Raw genomic sequence first — 20811 nt, 5'->3', positions numbered from 1 at the left:
CTGTGATCTCTGTCTATGCATTGAGCAACGCACGCAGTGAAACAGCCGTGTCGCGCAGGGCAGCGATGTCGAGCCGCGTGCCTGCGGCAAGCAGCCGCTTGCACGCGCCCATGTCGCGGCCCGCGTTGACGGCGGCGACGGCGGCAAGGGCGCCCGCCTCATTCAGCGCAAGCACGCAGAACGAACCCGCCGACGGATCGCCGCGCAGAATCATCGTATGCGTCGCATCGAAGATGCCGAGCGTTTGCACGTTGCAGTCGTACTGATCCGACCACAGCCACGGCGTTTCCGCGTAGCACTCCTCTGCGCCCAGCATGTTGGCCGCCGCGATGGCGGGCTGATTCTCTGCGACCTGCCACGATTCGACGCGCACGTGCCGCTCCAAAAGCGGATTGAAGTGCATCGTGACCTCGCCCGCCGCGAAGATCGAAGGATCATCGGTCCGGCATTGCTCGTCCACGACGATACCGTTGTTCACCACGAGCCCCGCCGCTTGCGCGAGTTCCACGTTCGGCACCACGCCTATACCCACCACCACGATATCCGCATCAATATCGCCGCGACCGGTCTCGACGATTGCGTGCTCTGCGCCGCGTCTTACGGCGAGAGGCTTCGTGCGCAGTCGCATGTCCACGCCTTTCGCGCGATGCAGCGCATGCAGGAAGTCGGCCACTTCGCGCGGCATCGAGCGCATCAGCAAGCGCTCCGCAGGCTCGACGAGCGTGACCGCGCAACCGGCCTTGATCGCAGAAGCCGCGACTTCGAGTCCGATAAAGCCGCCGCCGAGCACCGCCACGCGTGTGCCCGGCTGCAGCGCCGCCCGCAACGCGCGCGCATCATCGACGGTGCGAACATAATGCAGCTTGACGCCCTCATCGACATGACCGGGAAACGGCCGCACGCGCGAGCCCGTCGCCAGCAGCAAGCGCTCGTATTCGATGCGCGCGCCATCGCTCAGAACGACGCATTGGGCCTCACGATCGATCGCCTCCACGCGCATGCCGAGCCGCATATCGACGCGTTGCGCGTCGTACGATGCGGCATCGCGAATGAAAATGCGGCGCTCGCCTTCTTCCGACAGCAGCGCGGCTTTCGAGAGTTCGGGGCGGTCATAGGGCAAGGCACGCTCATCGCCGATCATCACGATGTGCGCATCCGCATCGCGCGCTCGCAGCGTTTCGGCCGCACGGCGCGCGGCGTGTCCGCCGCCGACGATCACATAGGGCTTACTCGACATGGATCTCGACCTGTCCATCGACGATGCGAATCGGATAGCTGCGCACGGCTTCGGTGACCGGCGCGCAACGCGGCGCGCCGCTGCGGATATCGAATAGCCCCTGATGCAGCGGACATTCCACGCAACCATCTTCGACGAAGCCTTCCGACAGCCGCGCGTGACCATGCGTGCAGAGGTCGTGCAGCGCGAAGACCTCATCGCCGATACGAAAAACGGCCACCGGCTTGTCGTTCGCGACGACCGCCGCGGGCTCGCCCTCTATGAAGTCGTCGAGCGTGCCGATGGCGTGCCATGCATTCGTCAGTTGTTCCATGTTGCGCTCCTCAAATCGGCGTGGCGAGCAGCGTCTGCACGCGCGACGTGTCGTAGATCACGCGCTTGGCCCGATAGCGCAGGCCATCCGCCGTGCGCACGACCTTGTCGAAATACCGGCCCGCCTGATAGACGTTCGACTCGCCGTTGCTGCGGGTCTGGATCACCACGTAGTTGCTTTCCGTTTCGATCACGCCGTCTTCGTCGCGCGTGACGGTAAGCCCGGACGTCATGTGCCGGTAGCTATGCTCCTCGTAGATATTCGCGTGACGCAGCGACACCACGCGGTCGCGCAGCATCCTCTGATTCGTGCAGTGGATGATGCCCACGGGCAAGCCCATGTCCGCGTTCTCTTTCGGCACGATCTCGTAGAGACAGTCCTCCGTGAAGAGCATCGGCCACGCTTCGAGCCTGTCGTTATCGAGCGCGTTGATGTATTGGTCCTGCAACATGTGCAGTTCGAACCACAGCTTCATCTGTTCCATGCGTCGCCTCGCCGCTCAATAGCCCATGAGTTTCTGATAACCGACCCAGAACTTGCGGATCAGACTTTCGGTGATGACCGTGTCCTGCTGATCGGGATTGCCGCGCGACATCTCGATCACCGACGTCGCATCCGCATCGCGCACGGTGCCGCGCTGCACGAGCTCGGTCGCCTCGGTGTCTTCCATCGAGATATAGCCGGCAGGACCCACGAGGTTGGCCTGCTTGATACGCAGCGCGCGCAGCTCGGGCGTATCGTCCGCATAGCCGAAGAAGTGGAAGATCAGCTCGAAGCTGTTCGGCCCTTTCGGCAGCAACTGACGCGCGACCAGCGTGTTGTGAATCTGCTGGATGACGAGTTGCGGGAAGATCGGCTGAATGTGGTTCGTCGTGTCTTCTTCGTATTCGGAGACGAGGCCGAGAATGGAGTCGTCTTCGAGCGCGAAGCCCTCGTCGAACGAGCGGATGTTCTGCTGCTTGTATGCCGACGAGGTGTCCTCGCCGGTCTTCGTCACGGTGATGATGCTATGCAGGCCATGCGTCGCGTCCGGGATCGAACGCGCCTTCATGCCGACGCGAAAGATGTTGAACGTGGTATGAAAGAGATGCAGCATGCTCGCGTGATACGGGTCCTTCACGTTCTCGAAATACAGCTTCCAGTTCGACTTCGAATACTGACGCGTGCAGCCGAGATACTCGATCGGCTTGTGAAAGATGCGGTCGATCCACGGGCGCATCTCTGCGCCGAGATAGTCGGGTAGCGGCGCGACGTCGTCGCTGAACGAGGCGAACACAAGGCCCTTGTAGCTATCGACGCGCAGTTTGCGCAAGCTGTGGTTCTTCGGGTCGAAGTCGGCGGGCATGCCCGTCATGCCCTTCTGGCCGCGCCTGAACGGCACGCCGAGCAAGTTGCCGCTGTTGTCGAAGCTCCACTGGTGATAGACGCAGGTGTGCGATGTCGCGTTGCCGCGCGCTTTGCGGCACACAGATGCGCCGCGATGCGCGCAGCGGTTCACCCATGCGGCGAGCCCGCCGTCTTCGAGCCGCGTCACGACGACGGGCGTATCGCCCACGAACGTGCTCTTGTAATCGCCGGCATTTGGGATCTCGGCTTCCAGCGCCACGAAGTTCCAGGTCGGACCGCGAAAGATGCGTTCCTGCTCGCGGTCGTACACCGCTTGCGAACTGAAGACCTTGTAGGGCACGCGCGAGCCGTCGTCGCGCGGAAAGTGAACATGGTCCGATTCGGTCGGACCTTGAGGGCGAAAAACCAGTTCAGCCGTTTCCACGGATGTTCTCCTGTGCGGGGGCGCCGTAATCGATACGTCACGGTGTCAGCGCATTTTTGGAGAGACAAAATGGCGGGTCTATCCACCAAAAGCGTCGCTCTTTCACGTACTATCCAAAAACGGCGGCTTTATTCATCGGGTCTCGCAGGATGCGAACGGCCCGGTGCGGACCTGCGTTTACCCGTATCCCATGACCCCGACTGTGCTCACGCCCGACGCCCTACGCAGCTATCGGCTCTTCGAATCGAGCGATCTCGACGAGACGCGCGACCTCATCTCGCGCGTGATGCAGCCGCATGTGCTGGTGCCATCGGGGAAGGATTGCGGGCCCGCGTACATGGATTTCGTGAAGCTGGGGCGGCTCGGTCTCGGCGCTATTTCGTTCGGCGCGTCCATGCGCGTGGACGTCGAATCCGTCGACGGCTACTATCTTCTGATGTTCTGCCTGCGCGGGCGTGCGCAGGTGCGCACGCTGAACGCGACGCTCGACGTCGATCATCACAATGCGGTGCTGTGCGCGCCGGGTCAGCCGTTCGACGCGTGGTTATCGCCCGATTGCGAGCAGTTCGTGCTTCGCATGGATGCCGACGTGTTCGAGAAAGCGAGTCACGATGCCGGCGCGCTGTTGTCGCCGCGCCTGTCCATCGACAGTCCAGCCCTTCGCGGATGGATGCAGCAGTTGCGCGCGCTGACGGGGTCATCGGCGCTGCTCGAGAGCGCCCGCTCGAACGGGCAGATCGCCGGACATATGGAAGCGCTGCTCATCGATCTGCTGACGTGCTCGTTGCCGAGTGCGCCGGTTTCTCCGGTTGCTCCGGTTACGCACCCGGCCCTCGCGCCTGCGTTCGTGAAGCGCGCCGAAGAGTTCGTCCGCGCGCATGCAGGCGAGCCGTTGCAACTGGAAGACATCGCGCGCGCGGCCGGCGTATCGCCGCGTACGTTGCGCGAGCGGTTTCAGATTGCGCGCGGCATGAGCCCGATGCAGTTCGTGCGCAAGGTCCGCATGGAACAGGCGCGCGCTGCGCTGCTGGCGGCCGGCCCGCGCGCGCGTATCGCGGATATCGCGCTTGCGTGCGGGTTTCTGCATCTGGGCCGCTTCTCGATGGCGTATGCGGAGGCTTTCGGGGAATCGCCCTCCGAGACGCTGCGCAAGCGCGCTGCTCGCTGAAGGGCCTAAAGAGCGGCGCGAGACTCGCCGCGTAGTTAAGGACGACGAACGATCTGCCGCCGCGATCAACGCGGCCTCAACTCCGCGGCACCAATCCGAGCGGCTTCGCTTCGCCGTGCGCATCGGACGTCAACGGCTCCGGGGCCTTTTTCCGCTTCAGTCCTTCGCCGAGCGTCGTGCCGTTCGATTTGCGACGCGCCGCGTGCCGCTCGATCACGCGTTGCAGCAAGCAGAACGCGCACAGCAACGCGCCGATGACAATGCGCGTCCACCACGAACTGAGCGTGCCATCGAACGTAATCAGCGTCTGAATGGTGCCGAGAATGCCGACGCCGAACACTGAGCCGATCACATAACCCACGCCGCCCGTTAGCAGCGTTCCGCCGATCACTGTCGCGGCGATCGCGTCGAGTTCCATGCCCTGCCCTTGCAGTCCATAACCGGACAGCACATAGAGCGTGAAGACCACGCCGCCGAGCGCCGAACAGAAGCCGCTCAGCGCATACACGCCGACCTTGGTGCGCGCGACCGGCAAGCCCATCAGCAACGCCGAGCGTTCGTTGCCGCCGACCGCATACACGTTGCGGCCGAAGCGCGTGAAGTGCGCGACGAAGATCGCCACCAGCAGCGTCGCGACCGCGACGAGCGCGCCCGCCGTGACCGACGCCCCGCCGACATCCACATGAAAACCTGAGAGCGCGTGGAAAGTGGGATCGTTGATCGTGATGGATTGCGTCGTGATCAGGAAGCAGGCGCCGCGCGCGAGAAACATGCCCGCCAGTGTCACGATGAACGGCTGCAACTTGAAGAAGTGAATGAGCGCGCCCATGGCGGCGCCGTAGAGCGCGCCCGCCGCGAGCACCAGCGGCACGATCACCCACACGGGCCAATGCAGCTTCTCGGCGAAGACGGCGCAGAGAATGGTGGTCAGTGCGACGACCGAGCCGACCGACAGGTCGATGCCGCCCGACACGATGACGAACGTCATGCCGATGGCGACGATCAGCAGGAACGCGTTGTCGATCAAAAGGCCGAGCAAGACTTGCAGCGAGAAGAAGCCGGTGTACATCACCGAACCGAAGCCGAAAAGCGCGGCGAACAGCACGATGGTGATGACGATGGGCAATACGCGCGGGTCCGTCACGCGGTCGAACACATTTCTCATTTCGATGACTCCGCGAGCGGCTGTTTCGATGCGACCGGGAACACGCGCTTCAACTGACGCATGAGCACAGTGCGCGCAGTGGCCGATTGAATGACGCTTACCACCAGCACGACCGCCGCTTTCACGACGAGCGTCGCTTCGGGCGGCACGCCGATGGAATACGTTGTGTAAGTGAGCGTCTGGATGATGAGCGCGCCGAGCACGGTGCCGGCGAGACTGAAGCGCCCGCCGAGCAACGACGTGCCGCCGAGCGTAACGGCGAGGATCGCATCGAGTTCGAGCAGCAGACCGGCGTTGTTGCCGTCGGCGCTGCGCACGTTCGAACTGGCGAGCACGCCTGCCATCGCGGCCGCAAGCCCCGAGAACGCATACACGCCGAACACGATCATGCTCGACCGCAAGCCGACGAGCCTCGTCGCGACCGGATTGACGCCGATAGCCCGAATGAACAAGCCGAGCGCCGTGCGGTTGACCAGCAGCGCGGTCAGCACCAGCGCGCCGCATGCGACCCACACGGAACACGGCACGCTCGCGAGATAGCCGCCACCGACGAGCAGATAGCCCTTCGCGCCGATGGGGATGATCTGCCCGCCCGTCAGCAACTGCGCGACGCCGCGTCCTGCGACCATCAGAATGAGCGTCGCGATGATCGGCTGCATGCCGATGAACGCCACCAGCAAGCCGTTCCACATGCCGCCGAGCACGCCGACTCCGAGCGCCGCCGCGATGGCGAGCGGCACGCGCGACGGATCGTCGGCGAGAATCGTGGCGGCGGTCGCGCCCGCAATGGCGACGATCGCGCCTACGGAGATGTCGATGCCTCGCGTCGCGATCACGAGCGTCATGCCGAGCGACACGAGCACCAACGGCGCCGCGCGATTCAAGATGTCGATCGGCGCGCCGAACAGATGACCGTCGAGCATCGTGATGGAGAGGAAGTTCGCGTTGTGCGAAAGATCGAGCAAGCACAGCGCGATCAGCGTCAGGCACGGCCACACGAGCGGATGTTGAGACATTGCCTTGATCGTGTTCATTCCGAGCCTCCGGCGATGAGCCGGTACACGTCATCTTCGGACGCGGTATGGCCCGCGACTTCGGCGACCTTGCGTCGATCGCGCAGCACCGCGATCCGGTGACTCACGCGCACCACCTCGCTCACTTCAGACGAGATGAAGAGAATGGAAAGGCCCTTTGCGCAGAGCGCGAGCACGCGGTCCATGATTTCGAATTTGGCGGCCACGTCGATGCCGCGCGTCGGTTCGTCGAGAATCAGCATCTTCGGTTCGGTCGCGAGCCAGCGCGCAAGCAGCACCTTCTGCTGATTGCCGCCCGATAACAGGCCGATGGGCTGCTCCGCGTCGCGCGCCTTGATGCCGAACTGCTGGATATAGCGGTTGGCGATCTCGCGCTGCTTCGCCTTGCCGATGCAGCGCCACAGTCCGCGCCGCGCCTGCACCGCGAGGATGATGTTCTCGCGTATGGAAAGATCCGCGACGATGCCTTCCTTCTTGCGGTCTTCGGGACAGTAGCCCATGCCGTGACGCACCGCATCGCGCGGCGAATGCAGCTTCACGGTCTTGCCGCCGATACGCGTCGCGCCCGCATCCGACCGTTCGGCGCCGAACAGCAACCGCGCCGTTTCCGTGCGGCCCGAGCCCAGCAGACCGGCGAGCCCGAGTATCTGTCCGGGCTGAACGTCGATATCGACGGGATTCATCACGCCTCGCCGGGCCACGCCGCGCATCTCCAGAAACGGCGCCACGCTGCTCTGCTCAGCGGGCGCTTCCGTCGCCGCGCGTTCCAGCCGCTCGGTCATGCGCTCATGGCCGACCATCTTCGAGACGAGCAGTTCGACGGGCAGATCCTTGGCGAGATACTCCCCTTCGCGCTCGCCGTTGCGCATGACCGTGATGCGGTCGGATATCGCGTAGGTCTGTTCGAGAAAGTGCGTGACGAAAAGAATCGCGAGACCGGAATCGCGCAGTTTGCGCAGCACGTCGAAGAGCCGCGTGACTTCGCCATCGTCGAGACTGGATGTGGGTTCGTCGAGAATGAGCACGCGCGCATCGACCGACAGCGCCCGCGCGATCGCCACCATCTGCTGCACGGCGATGGGATACGTATCGAGCGACTTGGTGACGTCCACCGTGACGTTGAGTGCGGCGAGCGCTGCCTGCGCGCGCGCGTGGATCGTTCGCCAGTCGATTGCGCCGCGCCGCTTCGGTTGTCGGCCCGCGAACATGTTTTCGGCCACCGACAAGTTCGGGCACAGATTCACTTCCTGATACAGCGTCTGAATGCCGGCCGCTTCCGCTTCGAGCGGCGCGGTGAAGTGCACCGGTTCGCCGCCGAGCCGGATCTCGCCAGCGTCGGGCTCGTGCACGCCGGTGAGCACGTTGATGAGCGTCGATTTGCCGGCGCCGTTCTGCCCCATGAGCGTGTGAACCTCGCCGGGAAACAAACGGAAGCGCACGTCATGCAACGCCCGCACGCCGGGAAAAGACTTCGACAGGCCGATCGTTTCGAGCACGGGAGCGTCGGTCATGGAGAGCGCCGGCTAGAGGGAAGGATGGTCCATCGCGCGGCCGAACGCCTGCGCGATGGACGCGCACGCTTTTAGTACTTGCGCTGCGGGAGCGTCTGCGCGGCCACGCTCATCGGGAAGATGGTTTCTTCCGTCACGATGCGCTTGGGCAATTGCTTGCCCGCGACGATATCCTTCACGGCGGTCATCAACTGCGGCCCGAGAAGCGGACTGCATTCGACGTCCACATTGATTTTGCCGGCGATCATCGCCTCGAAGCCGCCCTTGGTGGCGTCGAACGAAACGACGGTCACGTCCTTGCCGGGCTTCATGCCGGCCTCTTCCATCGCCTGAATCGCGCCGAGCGCCATATCGTCGTTATGCGCGTAGACCACGTTGATTTGCTTGCCGTAGGTCTTCACGAACGCTTCCATGACCTGCTTGCCGCCCGCGAGCGTGAAGTCGCCGCTTTGCGAAGCGATGACCTTGAACTTCGGGTCGTTCTTGATGACTTCGAGCAGACCCGCGCGCCGGTCGTTGGCCGGGGCCGAGCCAACCGTGCCCTGCAATTCCACGATATTGATCGGCCCTTTCTCGTTCTTATAGTGATCTTCCAGCCACTTGCCGCCACGACGACCTTCTTCGAGGAAGTCCGAGCCGATCATCGTCACATAGAGCGACTTGTCTTTCACATCGATATTGCGGTCCGTGAGTATGACCGGGATCTTGGCGTTCTTGGCTTCGACGAGAATAGGCTCCCATCCGGATTCGACGACCGGAGAGAACGCGATGACATCCACTTTCTGGGCGATATACGAGCGGATCGCCTTGATCTGATTTTCCTGCTTCTGCTGGGCATCGGAGAATTTGAGGTTGATGCCCGCGTCCTTGGCGGCCGTTTTCACGGAGACGGTATTGGCGGTCCGCCATGCGCTTTCCGCGCCGACCTGCGCGAAGCCCAGCGTGATCTGCTTGCCCTCGGCGTGTGCGCTCATGCCCGCGGCAAACAACAGGACCGAACCAAGCATTGCGCTCAGCACCGTGCGTCGGGTCTGTTTCATTATCGTCTCCTGATGGATCATTTTTGCCGCGGCTCTAGGTCCGGGGTCCTGGACTCAGGATTGAGTCCTGCGCAAGATTAGTCTGACGACGCATGCGGGTCCAATCACTTATTCGGCGTCGAGGATACCAAGACTGATATCAGGGAAAACACGGTTATTAGTTAATAGGCTTCGTGTATTGCTTATTGATTGCGAAGCTTCTAAGTAAATGCTGGCTTCGTCGGCGAGTTTTATCCCACGTTTTGGAATTCGCTATTTGCCTGCGCCAGCGGAGGGAATGCACGTTAGCACGAGGACGCCGCCGCTCTTCTCGACGGCGCTTACCGACGCCTCGTGAGTCTCTCCGTTTCCGCATGACCATTTGGCGACGAAATCGGTTTTGCAATGTCGTCTAGCTCGGAGGGGTGCGGGCAGTGCGACAGGGTACTGGCATGATTCGGTCGAGTTGCAGTGAGATGCGAGGTCGGAGGTTGCGTCTAAAGCTCCACACGTTCCGTTATATGAGCCGGATTCGATTTGTATCGAGGCAGCCGACGAGCTTGTGCTTGCTGCGAGTAGGAGGCAGAGGGGAACGGATGTGCTTTTTGCTGGGGTCATGGGGGTTCGACTACGAGGTCGGTGTTTGGCTACGCCGGATCTCTACCCAATGACTGTAGGCTAGGAACGAGCATCGCAAAAGGCGGACAGGTTCCGATACTCGGACACATCATCGGGGCTGTCGCGGCGGACGAGTCGACCCCCTGCATCGCGCAGTAGCGATGCTCGATCTGCGCCGACGTGCCCGCCGTCCAGCGCGTGCCCGTCACACTGCCGCGTGCGTCGTAGTCCGTCTGCTGTCGCTGACAGTCCTGACTGATTTGCTCGATCAAGCGGTCGCCCGCATGTAGCCGAAGCGGTATCGATCGCCGTTCTCGTTGACCAGCGCCGTGAGCCGGCCGTAGGCGTCATATTCGAACGCGACTCTGCGGCCCGCCGCATCGAGTCGCTCCACCACGCGGCCGTGGGCATCGAGGATGTAGCGCGTGCTCTGGTTGAGCGCGTCGATGCGCGCGATGAGTTGCCCCGATGCGTCGAGTTTGAAGTGCTCTTGCGCGCCGTCCGGGCGAATCACACCCGTCAAACGCCCCAGCGCGTCATAGCGGTAGCGCGTGCTGTTGCCTTCGGCACCGGTCACGCATTCGAGCCGCCCGCGGGCGTCATAGTACGGCAGCGCGTCAACATCAATGTCGAACACGGACGGCTGACTGGCTCCGCCGAGTAGACGATCGAAGGGCTGCACCGTGAACTGCGGCCCTTTCATTGTCTACCTGTCTATCTTCCATTCGACGTTCCAATTGGACTCCGCGAAGAAGCGTTCTACCGCGTCTTTTGTTTCAACCCAGTTATCAAATCCGGCCGACAGATCAGGGTGACCGGAGGTCAGAATTAGAAATCCGCCTGTGCTCGCACTATCATCTTCGACCTTGACATAGGAACCAGCGTTATCTCCAGCAATAATTTTTCCAACTATCCCATATAGAATCTTTTCCATAGTACTACTCTTTCAATAAATGGTATGTGATTGTTTGCGGTTGGCTTCGTGGCCCCTGGGGAATATGTTTCCAAATGTCCATGAGGAACATTGGGTGCATGATTTCCATGAATCGAATTATTGTCTATTCTAAACTGCCGTGTTCCATCTGCGCTCCGAAAGACACCGCTACCCGGCTTACCGATTTCCGCATATCCTTCGCCTAAAAATTTGGCTCCGGCACTGAGAAGTTCGTCTGCAGTTAGACATGTTGACTGGTTATATTTCCCTTGCCGTTGACCTTTTCCGCAATGACTGAATCTACGGGAGAATTCTTCGAAGGCTTGGAATTTCCAGGGCACAACCCCCACGGGTCAATCCAGCTTATCGGATTGGGCGCATACCGATACAGATTAAGCCCGCCCGTCAACCCGATCGGATCCGGCGTAACAAACCGCCCCACCTCCGGATCGTAATACCGGAACAGGTTGTAGTGCAGCCCCGTTTCCCGATCCAGATACTGCCCTTGATATCGCAAGTTCTGCTGCGGTCGATACTCCTCGACCGCCGTCTCAACGACCGTGTTGCCCCACACCTGATAGTGCGTGCGCCACACGATTTCGCCGCTCGCATCCGTCAACTCTTCAGGCGCGCCGTTGATGTCCGTATGGTAGTACAGCGTACGGGATGCTTGCGCCCCACTCGGGGCATCCAATCGCGCCACCGGCTCGTAACTGCCCGCGCCCTTGTACAGGTACACGCTGTTGCCCTGCGCTTGCGTCTCACGCACCATGCGCAAGCCGTCCCACAAGAACTGCACGTGCGAATGCCGCTGACCATCGCTATCGATCTGATACTTCGCCGTGCGACGCCCCAGCGCGTCATAGTCATAACCATACCGGCGCTCCGGCATCCCGGGACGCTCGACGCGCGCTTCCACCAGCCGATGATGCGCATCGTACCGATACTGCACAAGCACTTCGCTCGCGTGCAGCGCTTCGCCATAGCGGCGCTCGATGCGGGACACACGGCTCGCATGGGAACGCTCGTCGTAATGCAGGAGCACGTGCAAGGTCTGAACACTATCCGTGATCCGGACAAGGCGTCCAGCATCGTCATAGTGCAACCGTAGCGCGTTGTCGTTGCGATCGCCCATCAGCGCCAGACGCTGGCGAGCGTCGTCGTGCGGGTCGGGCTCGAAGACGCGATACACGCCATCGTCGCTTTCCACCAGCCATTGCCCTGACTCGCTGCGACGCACGCCCAAACCTTCGCCTGGACTGCGAAAGCCCTCGCCCGGGCGCACCGACTGCATGTCCAACCGACGACCCGTCTCGTCAATGTACGTCCAGCTGTCGGCCCCCACAGCGCCCGGCGTGCGCTCCACCGAGACCTCCAGCGGCACGCTCCAGCCCGCACCAAACATACCCTGCGTGCGCGTGTCATGGCTGTTATATATGCGCTGCCAGACAAGCGGAAAACGGCCCGGCACAGTGAAATCCCGATCTTCATCGCCAGCGAGGTACTTAGAAGCCTTAACAAAATGAGCGAAGGGGCTGTTAACTCTCGATGAATGCTGTTAACCTTTTCATTGTTTCGACGACGAAAAGGACATGGCCAAGCCGATACTCGACGACGAACTGTGGGCACTCATTGAACCGCTGCTGCCCCCGCCCAACCCACGACGAACCCGTTACCCAGGGCGCAGGCCGCTCCATAATCGTGCGGTGCTCACGGGCATCCTCTTCGTCTTACAGACGGGCCTGCGTTGGGACCTATTGCCTCGCGAGATGGGCTGCGGCAGTGGCATGAGTTGCTGGCGTCGTTTGCGTGACTGGCAGGCCGCCGGCGTCTGGGAGCAGTTGCACGAGGTGCTGCTTGCGCGATTGCGCGCAGCCGACCAAATCGACTGGTCTCGCGTCATCGTCGATTCCTCCTCAATCCGCGCTGTGGGCTCAGGTCAACAACAGGACCGAATCCCACAGACCGCGCGCGACCCGGTTCAAAGCACCATCTCATCACCGAGGCCCAGGGTATCCCGCTTGCGGTGATACTGACCGGCGCCAACCGAAACGACGTCACTCAACTTCAATCGCTGGTCGAGGCTATTCCGCCCATCAGCGGCAAGCGTGGCAGACCGCTATCGAAGCCTCGGGTCGTTCAGGGCGACAGAGGCTACGACCACGACAAATACCGACGTCCACTGCATGCCGCCGGCATTGCAACCGAAATCGCTCGACGCGGTCAGCCTCATGGAAGCGGGCTGGGCAAAACACGCTGGGTCGTGGAGCGGACCATTTCGTGGCTTCACAACTTCCGCCGACTGCGCATCCGCTTCGAACGGCTCGCTTTCATACACGAGGCTTTCCTCAAAATCGCTTGCTGCATCATATGCTGGCGGCAGCTGCAAAAGTCATTCTGTTAACGCCTCTTAGCGCCACTTGCCGCGTTGACCGGCTGACTCACAGCATTTGACGCACGCTGCCAGGTCGATCGCAGGGCTTCCCCCGCTTTCTGCGTGAGCACGTTCATGCCCAGCCCAAACAGGAAGCAGCCTAGTTTGGAAGCCATGCTTCCCTTGCCCATGAACGCCATGACGATGCCGATTACCAATGCAACCGGCGCCTTGCCGCTGCGAATCTCGCGAACCACGGCAAGCGGCCCACCAATGCGAACGTCGGGCGAGACATCGGCGCCCTTGGCCGGTGCATCCGCGATCTTCGCCTCGCATGTGCTACGCGCGCCGCTTCTCCCAGCCGGCTGGCCGTTGATCGTCACGTGCTTCACGCCTTCGGCCAGAAACTCCTTGGGCTCGGGCGACGGATGCTTGTCGCAGCGGATCTTGTCCTCGTCGCAGGGAATCGCGGGCTCCGGGCTCGCCACCGTCGGCTGAACCATCTGCGAGAAGAATTGACCGGCCGCGTGCAGCCAGTTGCCCGCGATATCGAGGATCGACTCGTCCTTCTTCGGCGCATCTTTCGCGGCTTTTTCTAGCGCGGCCATCTGCTCCGCGGTGAGCAAAATGCCTGCGGCGCGCGCAGCGGGTTTGCCATTGATATGCGTATCCTTCGACCCGGTCGCGATGTGCGCTTGGATAGTCGGCGGAAACAGGGCATTGCCGATATCCTCGCAAGCCTTCGATAGCTTGTCGCTTAAGCCCGTAGCCACCATGACCGCGCCCACCACGAGGCCGATGGCCAAGACCGTGCCACAGCCGAGCGAGCCGACTTCTACGCCGACCGCAGCGGCAACCAGCGCCTCAGCCGCCATCTGAATGACCGCGTTGGCCGCGACCTCCAATACTCCACCAACCAGATCGGCCCAAGGCGAGGTGTGCAGCAGTGCATCGCCCTCGCGGGCGGCCCAGAAATCTCCCATGTTTGCCCCCGTTACGAACTTTGCCGGGGCATAAGCCCATTCTTAATGGCTTCCCAGTGTGCGGCGTCGGCCTGCGTGAGCTCGCTCGCGCGCGAATACGTAAGCACCATCAGAAGCCGCGTATCGGGCACGACGAACGCCAATTGATATTGGCGAACGGTTTCGTTGCCTCGGGTGAAACGGCTCTGCATCTCAAGTGCGCGCAGGCTTTGATTCCTGCCGGCTTTCACCGATTGACGCATGGTGTACTGAAGATCGCGCACCTGTGTGCCGAGCTTGTGAACCTGCTCGTCGATGATCGATTCGAGCGTCGCACCCTCAGGCATCAGGCCACGGCTAATGACGAGTCCGGCATCCAGCGACGGAAGGCGAATTGCATTGAACGTGCTGTCGACGAACTCCGATACCGGTAGCGTGAGCACGATTTCGTTGGTCTGGTATTGCGTAGTATTCATGAAACCAAGCTTCTTTCGCTATTTTTTTGGCGGGAAAGACGGCGTCGACGGCTGACTTGATCGCGGCTTTCTCGCCCGATCCGTGTGCGTCAACGCCCGACTCCTTGCCACCCATGTTCAAATCCAGCGTGCCGCTTTGCGAATTGATCTTGCCGCTCTGCGTCGCCGTGATATTGAAGTTCTTGCACGTCAGGTTGATATCGCCGTTGCTCTTGAGCTCGATGATGCTGTCGCCGCACGAAAGCGTGATGCTGTCGCCCACTGCGCACACCAAATTGTTCAGCACCTGGACCACCCGGTTAGCGCCGACGAGGGAAACGTCGTCCGACTTGATCGAGTGATTGCGCTGCTCGCCCACCGTTGCGACTTCGTTCTTGCCGATTGCTTTCACGCGGTTGTTACCGACGGTATGAAGCTCGCTGTCCTCCACCTCCGTGCGCATGTCCTTTTCGGCCTGCAACCAAAGCTCCTCCGCTCCCTGCTTATCCTCAAACCGAATCGCATTGGCATTGCCTTTACCACCCTTCATCGAGCGCGAGATCATCCCGGTCTGCGTCGCCGCGCCCGGCAAGTCCCACGGCGGCATCGATCCGGCGTTATAAAGCCGGCCCACCACCATCGGCCGGTCCGGATCGCCGTTCTCGAAATCCACGATCACTTCCGTGCCGATGCGCGGTATGTTCACTCCGCCATACCCACCGCCTGCCCATGGGTAGGACACGCGCACCCAGCACGACGAGTTATCGTCCTTCACACCCGAGCGATCCCAGTGGAAACTCAACTTCACGCGCCCGTACTTGTCGGTCCAGATCTCCTGCCCTTTGGGTCCGGTGACGATCGCCGTTTGCGGCCCGCTCGTGCGCGGCTTAGGATATAGTTTCCGCTCTTCAGAACGCTCTCAGTTACGTCCAAGACGCTCATGTCCTGGAACACCCGGCTATCTCGATTTTGCGTGGCAAGCCACAGCCACGGCCTTACCGTGAACCGGTAGTACACACGCCGATCGTCGCTGCCGGTCTGCTGCACTTCGGTGATGATGCCGTTGATCGTGCGCACGCCCGCGCCGACGTTGCCCGCGCCCAGATCGCCGGGTAGCCCGGGAATGAACGTTCCCTTGCCCTCGAATTCGATTTGGATGGCGATCGTTTTACCAATCAGATCATCCGGTTTGAGCAGCTTGCGCGCGTCCCAGATACGGAACGTCGGACTATCGACGGACGCGAAGTCCACCTCATATCGAAAAAGCTCGCCGAGCGCTTCGACGCCCCGCACCCGCTGAGGGATGAGGATCTCGTTGCCGCCCCAAGTGGGCAGCGCGTCACACTCGATCTTCAGCGTGCGGCTTTGCAGCGGGTTGAACATCGGATACTTCTCCCTGGTTCTTTTGATTGAGTCACGGCTGAGCCGTGCGGGATTCGATTTGGGCCGTTACCTGCGGATCACGCGACGCTGCGGGTGCCCGGCCGAGGCGCCCACTCGGCGATAGGCCCGCGCTGCTTCGAAAACAGCAGCGTCTTGGTGTATGAGTGCCCCGAAGCATGCCGCGCGAGGTAGTGCTCCAGAACAAGCCCTAGCGCATAAGGACTCGTGCCATCGAAGCCGTCTTCGTCGAAGGTCACAGCGCATTCGAGCGCGCGCACCATCGGGGGAACCGCATGAGGCACGACGCAATTGACCGGCGCGAGCGTCGCGGACGACAGGCTGTCCACTTGCCGCCGCAACGCAGGCATATCGGCCGATAGATACAGTCGCAACAAACTGCGCAAGCCTTCGCCGGGATTCGGCTCGTCGTAGCGGTCATCGAAGACGGCATGTTCGATCGCGAGTTGCGCGACCAATTGCCATGCTTTCATTCCGATGCCCAGCGGCGGACGAGAGCGGCTCGGCGCGCGTACGAGCCCGATGCTAGCGAGCGGCGCTGAACCGGGCAGCTTCAGATCGCTGACGCCGTCGCAGTCGAGCAGACCTGGCAGGTCGCGGTTGGTGAGCCACACGTCGAAGGACAGATAGTTGACTTGCTCTTCGTCTTCGACCGGCGCGTAGGGCAGTCCGTTGCGCCCCACCAACGACAGGTAAGATTCAGTGCTGACGTACGGCGCGCGCGTGCCGTATGAGCGGCCCTTGGCTTTGGACAACCGCTGCTCGCGGCGCACCGTGAAGTAGCGTCCGGGGCCTTCTTCATCGTGCAGCAGCGCGGCATGCAGCGGATAGAACGGCAGTTCCTCGGACCCTTCTTCCTGGCTGACCTGACCGATGGCCATGTCGACGGAATGCACTTCGTGATCGAGCGTCGGCTTGTCGAACGGCGTCAGGTGCAGCACACGACCGACATCTTCGGTGCGCACAGCCGCCGTGCGCATCTTGAAGAGATTGACGACGGGCGTGCAAAAGAGGGCGAACATCGACGCGTTCACACGTTCGGCGAGCGCGTTGGTGGACCGGTCCAGCAGCACGACGATCTCGGCTTCACTACCCTGGATGCGCGCAAGCCCCGCTTGCAATCCTCTGAGTGTGAAGAAGTAGAACCGGCTCGGGCAGGAGAAATACTCGTGCACGAGGTTGTGGCCGAGCAGGCTTGGCGCGGCGAGCGGCAGCACCGTTTCCTCGGCTGTCAGCCCATCTTGGGTGACGGGCGCCGAGGCAACGACATGCGGCGCGTAGCCCGCGTCGCTGAAACGCCCCGGTTCGCCGACGACCGAGACGACCGCCCCCGTGTGAATCAACTCGTGCAAGTGAGACGCGACGCGTTCATCTCCACTGAGATAAATCTGCAAGCGGTCCAGTCCCTGCAGCGAAGAGAACGGCACGCCTTCTAGCGTGCGCAGGCGCAGGCGCAACGCGCCACGCACCCGCCGATGCGGCGGCACATAGCGGTCCAGCCCCTGGATGTCGGGCGGAACGTGCGTGAGTCTGGCGTCGACCAGATCGATGGGATAAAGCGAAACGTCCTGCGTCGTGCGGAAGGTGCAGGCAGTCTTCTCGCCCTCGGGCAAGCGCAGCGACGTGAGTTCCACGCCGCGCGGAATCGTGTGCCCCGACATAAAGCCCGCCGCTTTGCCGCCGGGATACAGTCGCGCAACGGCAATGGAAGGCGTGGGCGACAAGTAGTTGGGATAGACCGACGACAGTAGCGCCTGCGTGATCAGCGGAAACTCGTCGTCGAAGCGCATCTGCATACGCGCGTTCACGAACGCAGACGTTTCGAGCAGGCGATTGACGTAAGGATCGGCGATGCTTCCGGCGACCATGCCGAGTCGCGCCGCGATCTTGGGATGGTCGCTGGCGAACTCGTCCCCCAGTGCTTGCATGAAGCGCAGTTCGCTGAGATAGGTGTCGAGGAGGCGCGGGTCCATGCGACTCACTTCACGCAAAACGAGCGAGACGGCGCGCGCAATTGGGCCTCGTGCTTATGCACGCATACAGAAAGCGTAGGGGTCCGACGGATAACCGGCATTGCAAGCTCGCCATGAAAAGTGGCTGCGAAATTACCAGTCCGACCCCAATACAGATATACGACTTCTCTTAAATTGGTCAGCGTGGCATAGACGCACGGTCACAGCGCGATCCCTGCTGACGTTCGCCAACAAACGCCGCGATCGGCATTGGATTCGGGACGCGGCCTAACCTCTCATCGCCGGGGCACGAGCCGAGGCAAAGCATCCGATGATTCGGTGCGGGCTGGAAGTGTCACACCGCCACCGTGCCCGCCGACATCGCTCGCGGCGTTATGGTCGCCTTCGACGTAGACGAAGGTGCACGCGCCGAACACAGGCGATACGACCAGCGCGCCGAGCAGCCCCGTCTGAAGCAGGCGGGGTATTTGCGGGAGTCTTACGTCGAGCCCGGTGCCAAGTCGCGCCCAGGAACGCGGCCCGCCGCGCAGACGATTCATCTTGCTCACACACCCGCCAAATAGTGCGCCGTCACGCGGTCGGCACTGAGCGCATGATCGTAGAGCGCTACCTCGCCGATCACCTCGTTCATCGGGCCGACGATCCAGCCATCGTGCCGATCTGCAGCACGCCCTGGATCGTTGGCGCGCCGAGTCCTCCGCTCGATAACAGCACGCCGTCCTGGTAGAGCGCGCCGGTCTGAGCGCTCGTCACGATCACGACGAAATGATGCGCAGTCCCGATGACCGGCGCACTGTCCTGTGGCGCATTCATGCTTTGATAGTCGCGCAGCCACAGGTTCTGCCATCGGGTGTTCTTACCGGAATCGCTGTTGGAGATGCCCCATTCGAGTCCCGGCTGGCGTTCGCTGGTAAGGTGCTGGATACTTGGGCCTACGAAGCCGGTGTCACGCTGTCGTTCATTCGGCCTGGCAAGCCGGTGCAGAGTGCCTATATCGAGAGCTTCAACGGGCGCCTCCGCGATGAATGCCTGAACGAGCACTGGTTCGTCTCCATGCGTCATGCCAAGCAGCTGATTGAACAATGGCGTATCGAGTACAACGCCGACCGGCCTCATAGTTCCCTCGGCTATCTGACGCCAGCGCAGTTCGCCCGGGCCCACGATGCGAAGCAGCAGTTTTTAACCTCGGACTCTAACTGCAGCTCGGACTAAAACCGGGGGCAGGTCACGCGCGCTTTAGCTCGGCGTCGATCGCCGCAATCTTGTCGCTCTCGCTCTTGTCGTCATCACCGGTGCCATGCAGCCGGATCCACTTACGCGTCATCTCTATGGCGAGAATCTCGGCGGCGCGTCGATATTCGGCCGCTGCGTGAGTTCAGCCAGATACGGGCAGCCGAGAAATCCGAGCCCCTCGCTAAACGCACGGCAAACCGTGCTCAAAGCCCAGCGGAAGTTCGCATCGCACGCAGAGTCGCAGGGCGAGCTTGGCGTCCTGGGCGATGACGCCGGGCACGGCCTGCTGGAGTGCATCGACGCGCGGGATTGAGGCACCGAGTACGCCAAGCGCGCCGTCGTGAATGTGGAGGATCTCCGAACCATCGTGGGAAGGCGGCTCCGCGTGCTTGGGCGACTCATACAAGCGACGTCGCCAGAAGTTCAAACTTAGCATGCTTGTTCGACCTCTTAGCGGTAACCCTTATCGGGCTGATGCCGAAGGGTATGATGCGAAAATTCGCCGATGTTTCTGGAGATTTGAATGGATAAAGCTACGGACGAACGGTTTACTGTGTTTCTCCGAGAAAAGGCGGCAGAAGCAAAGCGCGAGTTGAAGTACGACCCTCGGCAATTTCTCGCGATGCTGGGTGCTGATGGCGGCTACGCGACTGTGTCAAAGTTGGTCGGCGGCAGAAATCCCTCCGACGGCTTCGTCAAACTCTGGGAGAGTGGCCGCTTGGACCTTTCCGTAGAAGCGCTTGTTCTTGAGACCGAATGGATCCGATTCTTTGACGAACAGTTGCTTAAAGAAGCTGAGCGAAAATTAAAAGCGGCCAACTATCCTTTCGTGCGTCATGCTGCAAACGCGGGCAGCGAGCGGCTTCCAGCGGACACGTTGAAGAAGGCGACGCCCGAGTACATTTGGAGGGCCGTCCAGCTGTTCCGAAGCGGCAACGTAAGCCACCCCTTCGGCTCTTCCACGAAGTACGACCTGATAGCCGAGAACGGTGATCGATTTCCACCGAAAGCCATCTTCGGCGTTGCCCTGTCAATGGCGCTGGACGGCGCGGTGATCGAGCCGAAGCATTTTTCGGGAGACGAAACGTCGCTTTGCTTTGCGCTTCTACGTGACGCTGGCTATCAAATCGTTCCAAAAGGCTTTAACGCTCCTTCGCTCGATCCGGCGTCATTGCCGGAACAGGGATGGGCGGAAGGTGATCGGAAACTCGTCTCGCATCTCAAGCGCGAGCGGGCTGCCGGACTGGCAAAAGCAAAGAAGGCGCAATATAAACGTCTGCACGGAAAACTCACTTGCGAGCGATGTAGACTGGATCCTGTGACGGCATTTGGCACTGAGCTTGCGGAAGCTTGTATCGAAGTCCACCATTCGACGACTCACGTCAGTCAGATGGGCGCTCAGCACATGACAACACTGGATGATCTGCAGTGTCTGTGTGCGAACTGTCACCGACTTGTACATCGACTTCTGCGAGAGGAAGCCGGCGCCTAGCCCCAACCGAATGGGCGAGAACACTTCCAGCTACTCTCCGCGGAGCAGCGCGTCAACCTGATTGTTGTGCGTGCCGAACGGCAAGCCACGCACTTCGGACACTCGATGCACGACAGCACGCCGATCAAGCAATACCGCAGCAACGACGGGC

19 protein-coding genes and 3 pseudogenes are annotated in these 20811 nt (G+C 61.5%); 4 read left to right on the top strand and 18 right to left on the bottom strand.

Annotation, left to right across the window (positions count from 1 at the left end):
- Positions 1-13: 13 nt before the first annotated feature.
- The 4 genes from andAa to andAc are packed head-to-tail and all read right to left on the bottom strand — an operon-like array spanning position 14 to position 3321.
- Positions 14-1237 carry an anthranilate 1,2-dioxygenase system ferredoxin--NAD(+) reductase gene (gene andAa, locus LDZ24_RS15105; protein ID WP_248323029.1) on the bottom strand — a complete coding sequence of 408 codons (1224 nt, stop codon included), beginning with the start codon at positions 1235-1237 and terminating at the stop codon, positions 14-16.
- Positions 1227-1550, bottom strand: coding sequence for an anthranilate 1,2-dioxygenase ferredoxin subunit AndAb (gene andAb, locus LDZ24_RS15100; protein WP_248323028.1), 324 nt, complete (start codon positions 1548-1550; stop codon positions 1227-1229). The genes andAa and andAb overlap by 11 nt, the downstream gene beginning before the upstream one ends.
- 10 nt (positions 1551-1560) lie before the next feature.
- Positions 1561-2034 (bottom strand): anthranilate 1,2-dioxygenase small subunit AndAd, encoded by a 474-nt coding sequence (andAd, locus tag LDZ24_RS15095; protein WP_248323027.1) that lies wholly within the window; start codon positions 2032-2034, stop codon positions 1561-1563.
- Positions 2035-2049: 15 nt separating this feature from the next.
- Positions 2050-3321, bottom strand: coding sequence for an anthranilate 1,2-dioxygenase large subunit AndAc (gene andAc, locus LDZ24_RS15090; RefSeq protein ID WP_248323026.1), 1272 nt, complete (start codon positions 3319-3321; stop codon positions 2050-2052).
- 190 nt (positions 3322-3511) lie between these two features.
- Here andAc and andR point away from each other — a divergent pair, with 190 nt between their 5' ends.
- The gene (andR, locus tag LDZ24_RS15085) at positions 3512-4489 is read left to right on the top strand and encodes an anthranilate 1,2-dioxygenase regulatory protein AndR (RefSeq protein ID WP_248323025.1); all 978 of its coding nucleotides are present in this window, start codon (positions 3512-3514) and stop codon (positions 4487-4489) included.
- Between the two features lie 76 nt (positions 4490-4565).
- Here the strand turns inward: andR and yjfF are convergent, their stop codons facing one another.
- The 8 genes and pseudogenes from yjfF to LDZ24_RS15045 all read right to left on the bottom strand — a co-directional run.
- A complete protein-coding gene (gene yjfF / locus LDZ24_RS15080; RefSeq protein ID WP_248323024.1) occupies positions 4566-5654 on the bottom strand; it encodes a galactofuranose ABC transporter, permease protein YjfF in 1089 nt (362 codons plus the stop codon).
- Positions 5651-6688 (bottom strand): ABC transporter permease, encoded by a 1038-nt coding sequence (locus tag LDZ24_RS15075; RefSeq protein ID WP_248323023.1) that lies wholly within the window; start codon positions 6686-6688, stop codon positions 5651-5653. The genes yjfF and LDZ24_RS15075 overlap by 4 nt, the downstream gene beginning before the upstream one ends.
- The gene (locus tag LDZ24_RS15070; RefSeq protein ID WP_248323022.1) at positions 6685-8199 is read right to left on the bottom strand and encodes a sugar ABC transporter ATP-binding protein; all 1515 of its coding nucleotides are present in this window, start codon (positions 8197-8199) and stop codon (positions 6685-6687) included. Before LDZ24_RS15070 ends, LDZ24_RS15075 begins: the two co-directional genes overlap by 4 nt.
- A gap of 71 nt (positions 8200-8270) precedes the next feature.
- On the bottom strand, positions 8271-9206 hold the full coding sequence (locus tag LDZ24_RS15065) for an ABC transporter substrate-binding protein (RefSeq protein ID WP_248323310.1): 936 nt from the start codon (positions 9204-9206) through the stop codon (positions 8271-8273).
- A gap of 898 nt (positions 9207-10104) precedes the next feature.
- The gene (locus LDZ24_RS15060) at positions 10105-10473 is read right to left on the bottom strand and encodes an RHS repeat domain-containing protein (RefSeq protein ID WP_248323021.1); all 369 of its coding nucleotides are present in this window, start codon (positions 10471-10473) and stop codon (positions 10105-10107) included.
- A gap of 69 nt (positions 10474-10542) precedes the next feature.
- Positions 10543-10770 (bottom strand): hypothetical protein, encoded by a 228-nt coding sequence (locus LDZ24_RS15055; RefSeq protein ID WP_248323020.1) that lies wholly within the window; start codon positions 10768-10770, stop codon positions 10543-10545.
- A gap of 241 nt (positions 10771-11011) precedes the next feature.
- Positions 11012-11905 (bottom strand): RHS repeat domain-containing protein, encoded by an 894-nt coding sequence (locus LDZ24_RS28135; RefSeq protein ID WP_371747460.1) that lies wholly within the window; start codon positions 11903-11905, stop codon positions 11012-11014.
- A gap of 171 nt (positions 11906-12076) precedes the next feature.
- Positions 12077-12247, bottom strand: a pseudogene (locus LDZ24_RS15045) (DUF6531 domain-containing protein); the annotation flags it as partial.
- A gap of 115 nt (positions 12248-12362) precedes the next feature.
- Between LDZ24_RS15045 and LDZ24_RS15040 the strand changes: the two are divergent.
- A protein-coding gene (locus LDZ24_RS15040) for an IS5 family transposase (protein WP_248323019.1) occupies positions 12363-13174 on the top strand; the annotation gives its coding sequence in 2 pieces (ribosomal slippage) (positions 12363-12714 and positions 12714-13174; 813 coding nt in all).
- Here the strand turns inward: LDZ24_RS15040 and LDZ24_RS15035 are convergent.
- The 6 genes and pseudogenes from LDZ24_RS15035 to LDZ24_RS27980 form a co-directional block, all read right to left on the bottom strand.
- Positions 13171-14127 (bottom strand): hypothetical protein, encoded by a 957-nt coding sequence (locus LDZ24_RS15035; RefSeq protein ID WP_248323018.1) that lies wholly within the window; start codon positions 14125-14127, stop codon positions 13171-13173. The genes LDZ24_RS15040 and LDZ24_RS15035 overlap by 4 nt on opposite strands.
- A gap of 11 nt (positions 14128-14138) precedes the next feature.
- On the bottom strand, positions 14139-14582 hold the full coding sequence (locus LDZ24_RS15030) for a DcrB-related protein (RefSeq protein WP_248323017.1): 444 nt from the start codon (positions 14580-14582) through the stop codon (positions 14139-14141).
- Positions 14464-15453 (bottom strand): annotated as a pseudogene (locus LDZ24_RS15025) (type VI secretion system Vgr family protein); the annotation flags it as partial. The pseudogene LDZ24_RS15025 and the gene LDZ24_RS15030, both read right to left, overlap by 119 nt.
- Positions 15366-15944, bottom strand: coding sequence for a contractile injection system protein, VgrG/Pvc8 family (locus LDZ24_RS15020; RefSeq protein ID WP_248323016.1), 579 nt, complete (start codon positions 15942-15944; stop codon positions 15366-15368). The pseudogene LDZ24_RS15025 and the gene LDZ24_RS15020, both read right to left, overlap by 88 nt.
- Before the next feature lie 77 nt (positions 15945-16021).
- On the bottom strand, positions 16022-17935 hold the full coding sequence (tssF, locus tag LDZ24_RS15015) for a type VI secretion system baseplate subunit TssF (protein ID WP_248323015.1): 1914 nt from the start codon (positions 17933-17935) through the stop codon (positions 16022-16024).
- Positions 17936-18562: 627 nt separating this feature from the next.
- Positions 18563-18688 (bottom strand): hypothetical protein, encoded by a 126-nt coding sequence (locus tag LDZ24_RS27980; RefSeq protein ID WP_256465407.1) that lies wholly within the window; start codon positions 18686-18688, stop codon positions 18563-18565.
- A gap of 150 nt (positions 18689-18838) precedes the next feature.
- Between LDZ24_RS27980 and LDZ24_RS15010 the strand changes: the two are divergent.
- Together LDZ24_RS15010 and LDZ24_RS15005 are read left to right on the top strand one after the other, a co-directional pair.
- Positions 18839-19147, top strand: a pseudogene (locus tag LDZ24_RS15010) (transposase); the annotation flags it as partial.
- A 544-nt stretch (positions 19148-19691) separates the two neighbouring features.
- A complete protein-coding gene (locus LDZ24_RS15005) occupies positions 19692-20660 on the top strand; it encodes a hypothetical protein (RefSeq protein ID WP_248323014.1) in 969 nt (322 codons plus the stop codon).
- Positions 20661-20811 lie beyond the last annotated feature (151 nt).

It is taken from the genome of Caballeronia sp. Sq4a, from assembly GCF_023170545.1.
Taxonomy (GTDB): domain Bacteria; phylum Pseudomonadota; class Gammaproteobacteria; order Burkholderiales; family Burkholderiaceae; genus Caballeronia.
Note: the sequence above shows the minus strand (reverse complement) of the source record. Positions and strands in the feature narration are given on the sequence as shown.

What these genes read in the sequence shown, in the direction of transcription:
- LDZ24_RS28135 (WP_371747460.1), bottom strand. Translation starts at nt 11,905, where the DNA reads ATGGGCGATCGCAACGACAACGCGCTACGGTTGCACTATGACGATGCT.
- yjfF (WP_248323024.1), bottom strand. Translation starts at nt 5,654, where the DNA reads ATGAGAAATGTGTTCGACCGCGTGACGGACCCGCGCGTATTGCCCATC.
- tssF (WP_248323015.1), bottom strand. Translation starts at nt 17,935, where the DNA reads ATGGACCCGCGCCTCCTCGACACCTATCTCAGCGAACTGCGCTTCATG.
- LDZ24_RS15005 (WP_248323014.1), top strand. Translation starts at nt 19,692, where the DNA reads ATGGATAAAGCTACGGACGAACGGTTTACTGTGTTTCTCCGAGAAAAG.
- LDZ24_RS15020 (WP_248323016.1), bottom strand. Translation starts at nt 15,944, where the DNA reads ATGTTCAACCCGCTGCAAAGCCGCACGCTGAAGATCGAGTGTGACGCG.
- LDZ24_RS15055 (WP_248323020.1), bottom strand. Translation starts at nt 10,770, where the DNA reads ATGGAAAAGATTCTATATGGGATAGTTGGAAAAATTATTGCTGGAGAT.
- LDZ24_RS15035 (WP_248323018.1), bottom strand. Translation starts at nt 14,127, where the DNA reads ATGGGAGATTTCTGGGCCGCCCGCGAGGGCGATGCACTGCTGCACACC.
- LDZ24_RS15030 (WP_248323017.1), bottom strand. Translation starts at nt 14,582, where the DNA reads ATGAATACTACGCAATACCAGACCAACGAAATCGTGCTCACGCTACCG.
- andR (WP_248323025.1), top strand. Translation starts at nt 3,512, where the DNA reads ATGACCCCGACTGTGCTCACGCCCGACGCCCTACGCAGCTATCGGCTC.
- LDZ24_RS15075 (WP_248323023.1), bottom strand. Translation starts at nt 6,688, where the DNA reads ATGAACACGATCAAGGCAATGTCTCAACATCCGCTCGTGTGGCCGTGC.
- LDZ24_RS15065 (WP_248323310.1), bottom strand. Translation starts at nt 9,206, where the DNA reads ATGCTTGGTTCGGTCCTGTTGTTTGCCGCGGGCATGAGCGCACACGCC.
- andAa (WP_248323029.1), bottom strand. Translation starts at nt 1,237, where the DNA reads ATGTCGAGTAAGCCCTATGTGATCGTCGGCGGCGGACACGCCGCGCGC.
- andAd (WP_248323027.1), bottom strand. Translation starts at nt 2,034, where the DNA reads ATGGAACAGATGAAGCTGTGGTTCGAACTGCACATGTTGCAGGACCAA.
- andAb (WP_248323028.1), bottom strand. Translation starts at nt 1,550, where the DNA reads ATGGAACAACTGACGAATGCATGGCACGCCATCGGCACGCTCGACGAC.
- LDZ24_RS15070 (WP_248323022.1), bottom strand. Translation starts at nt 8,199, where the DNA reads ATGACCGACGCTCCCGTGCTCGAAACGATCGGCCTGTCGAAGTCTTTT.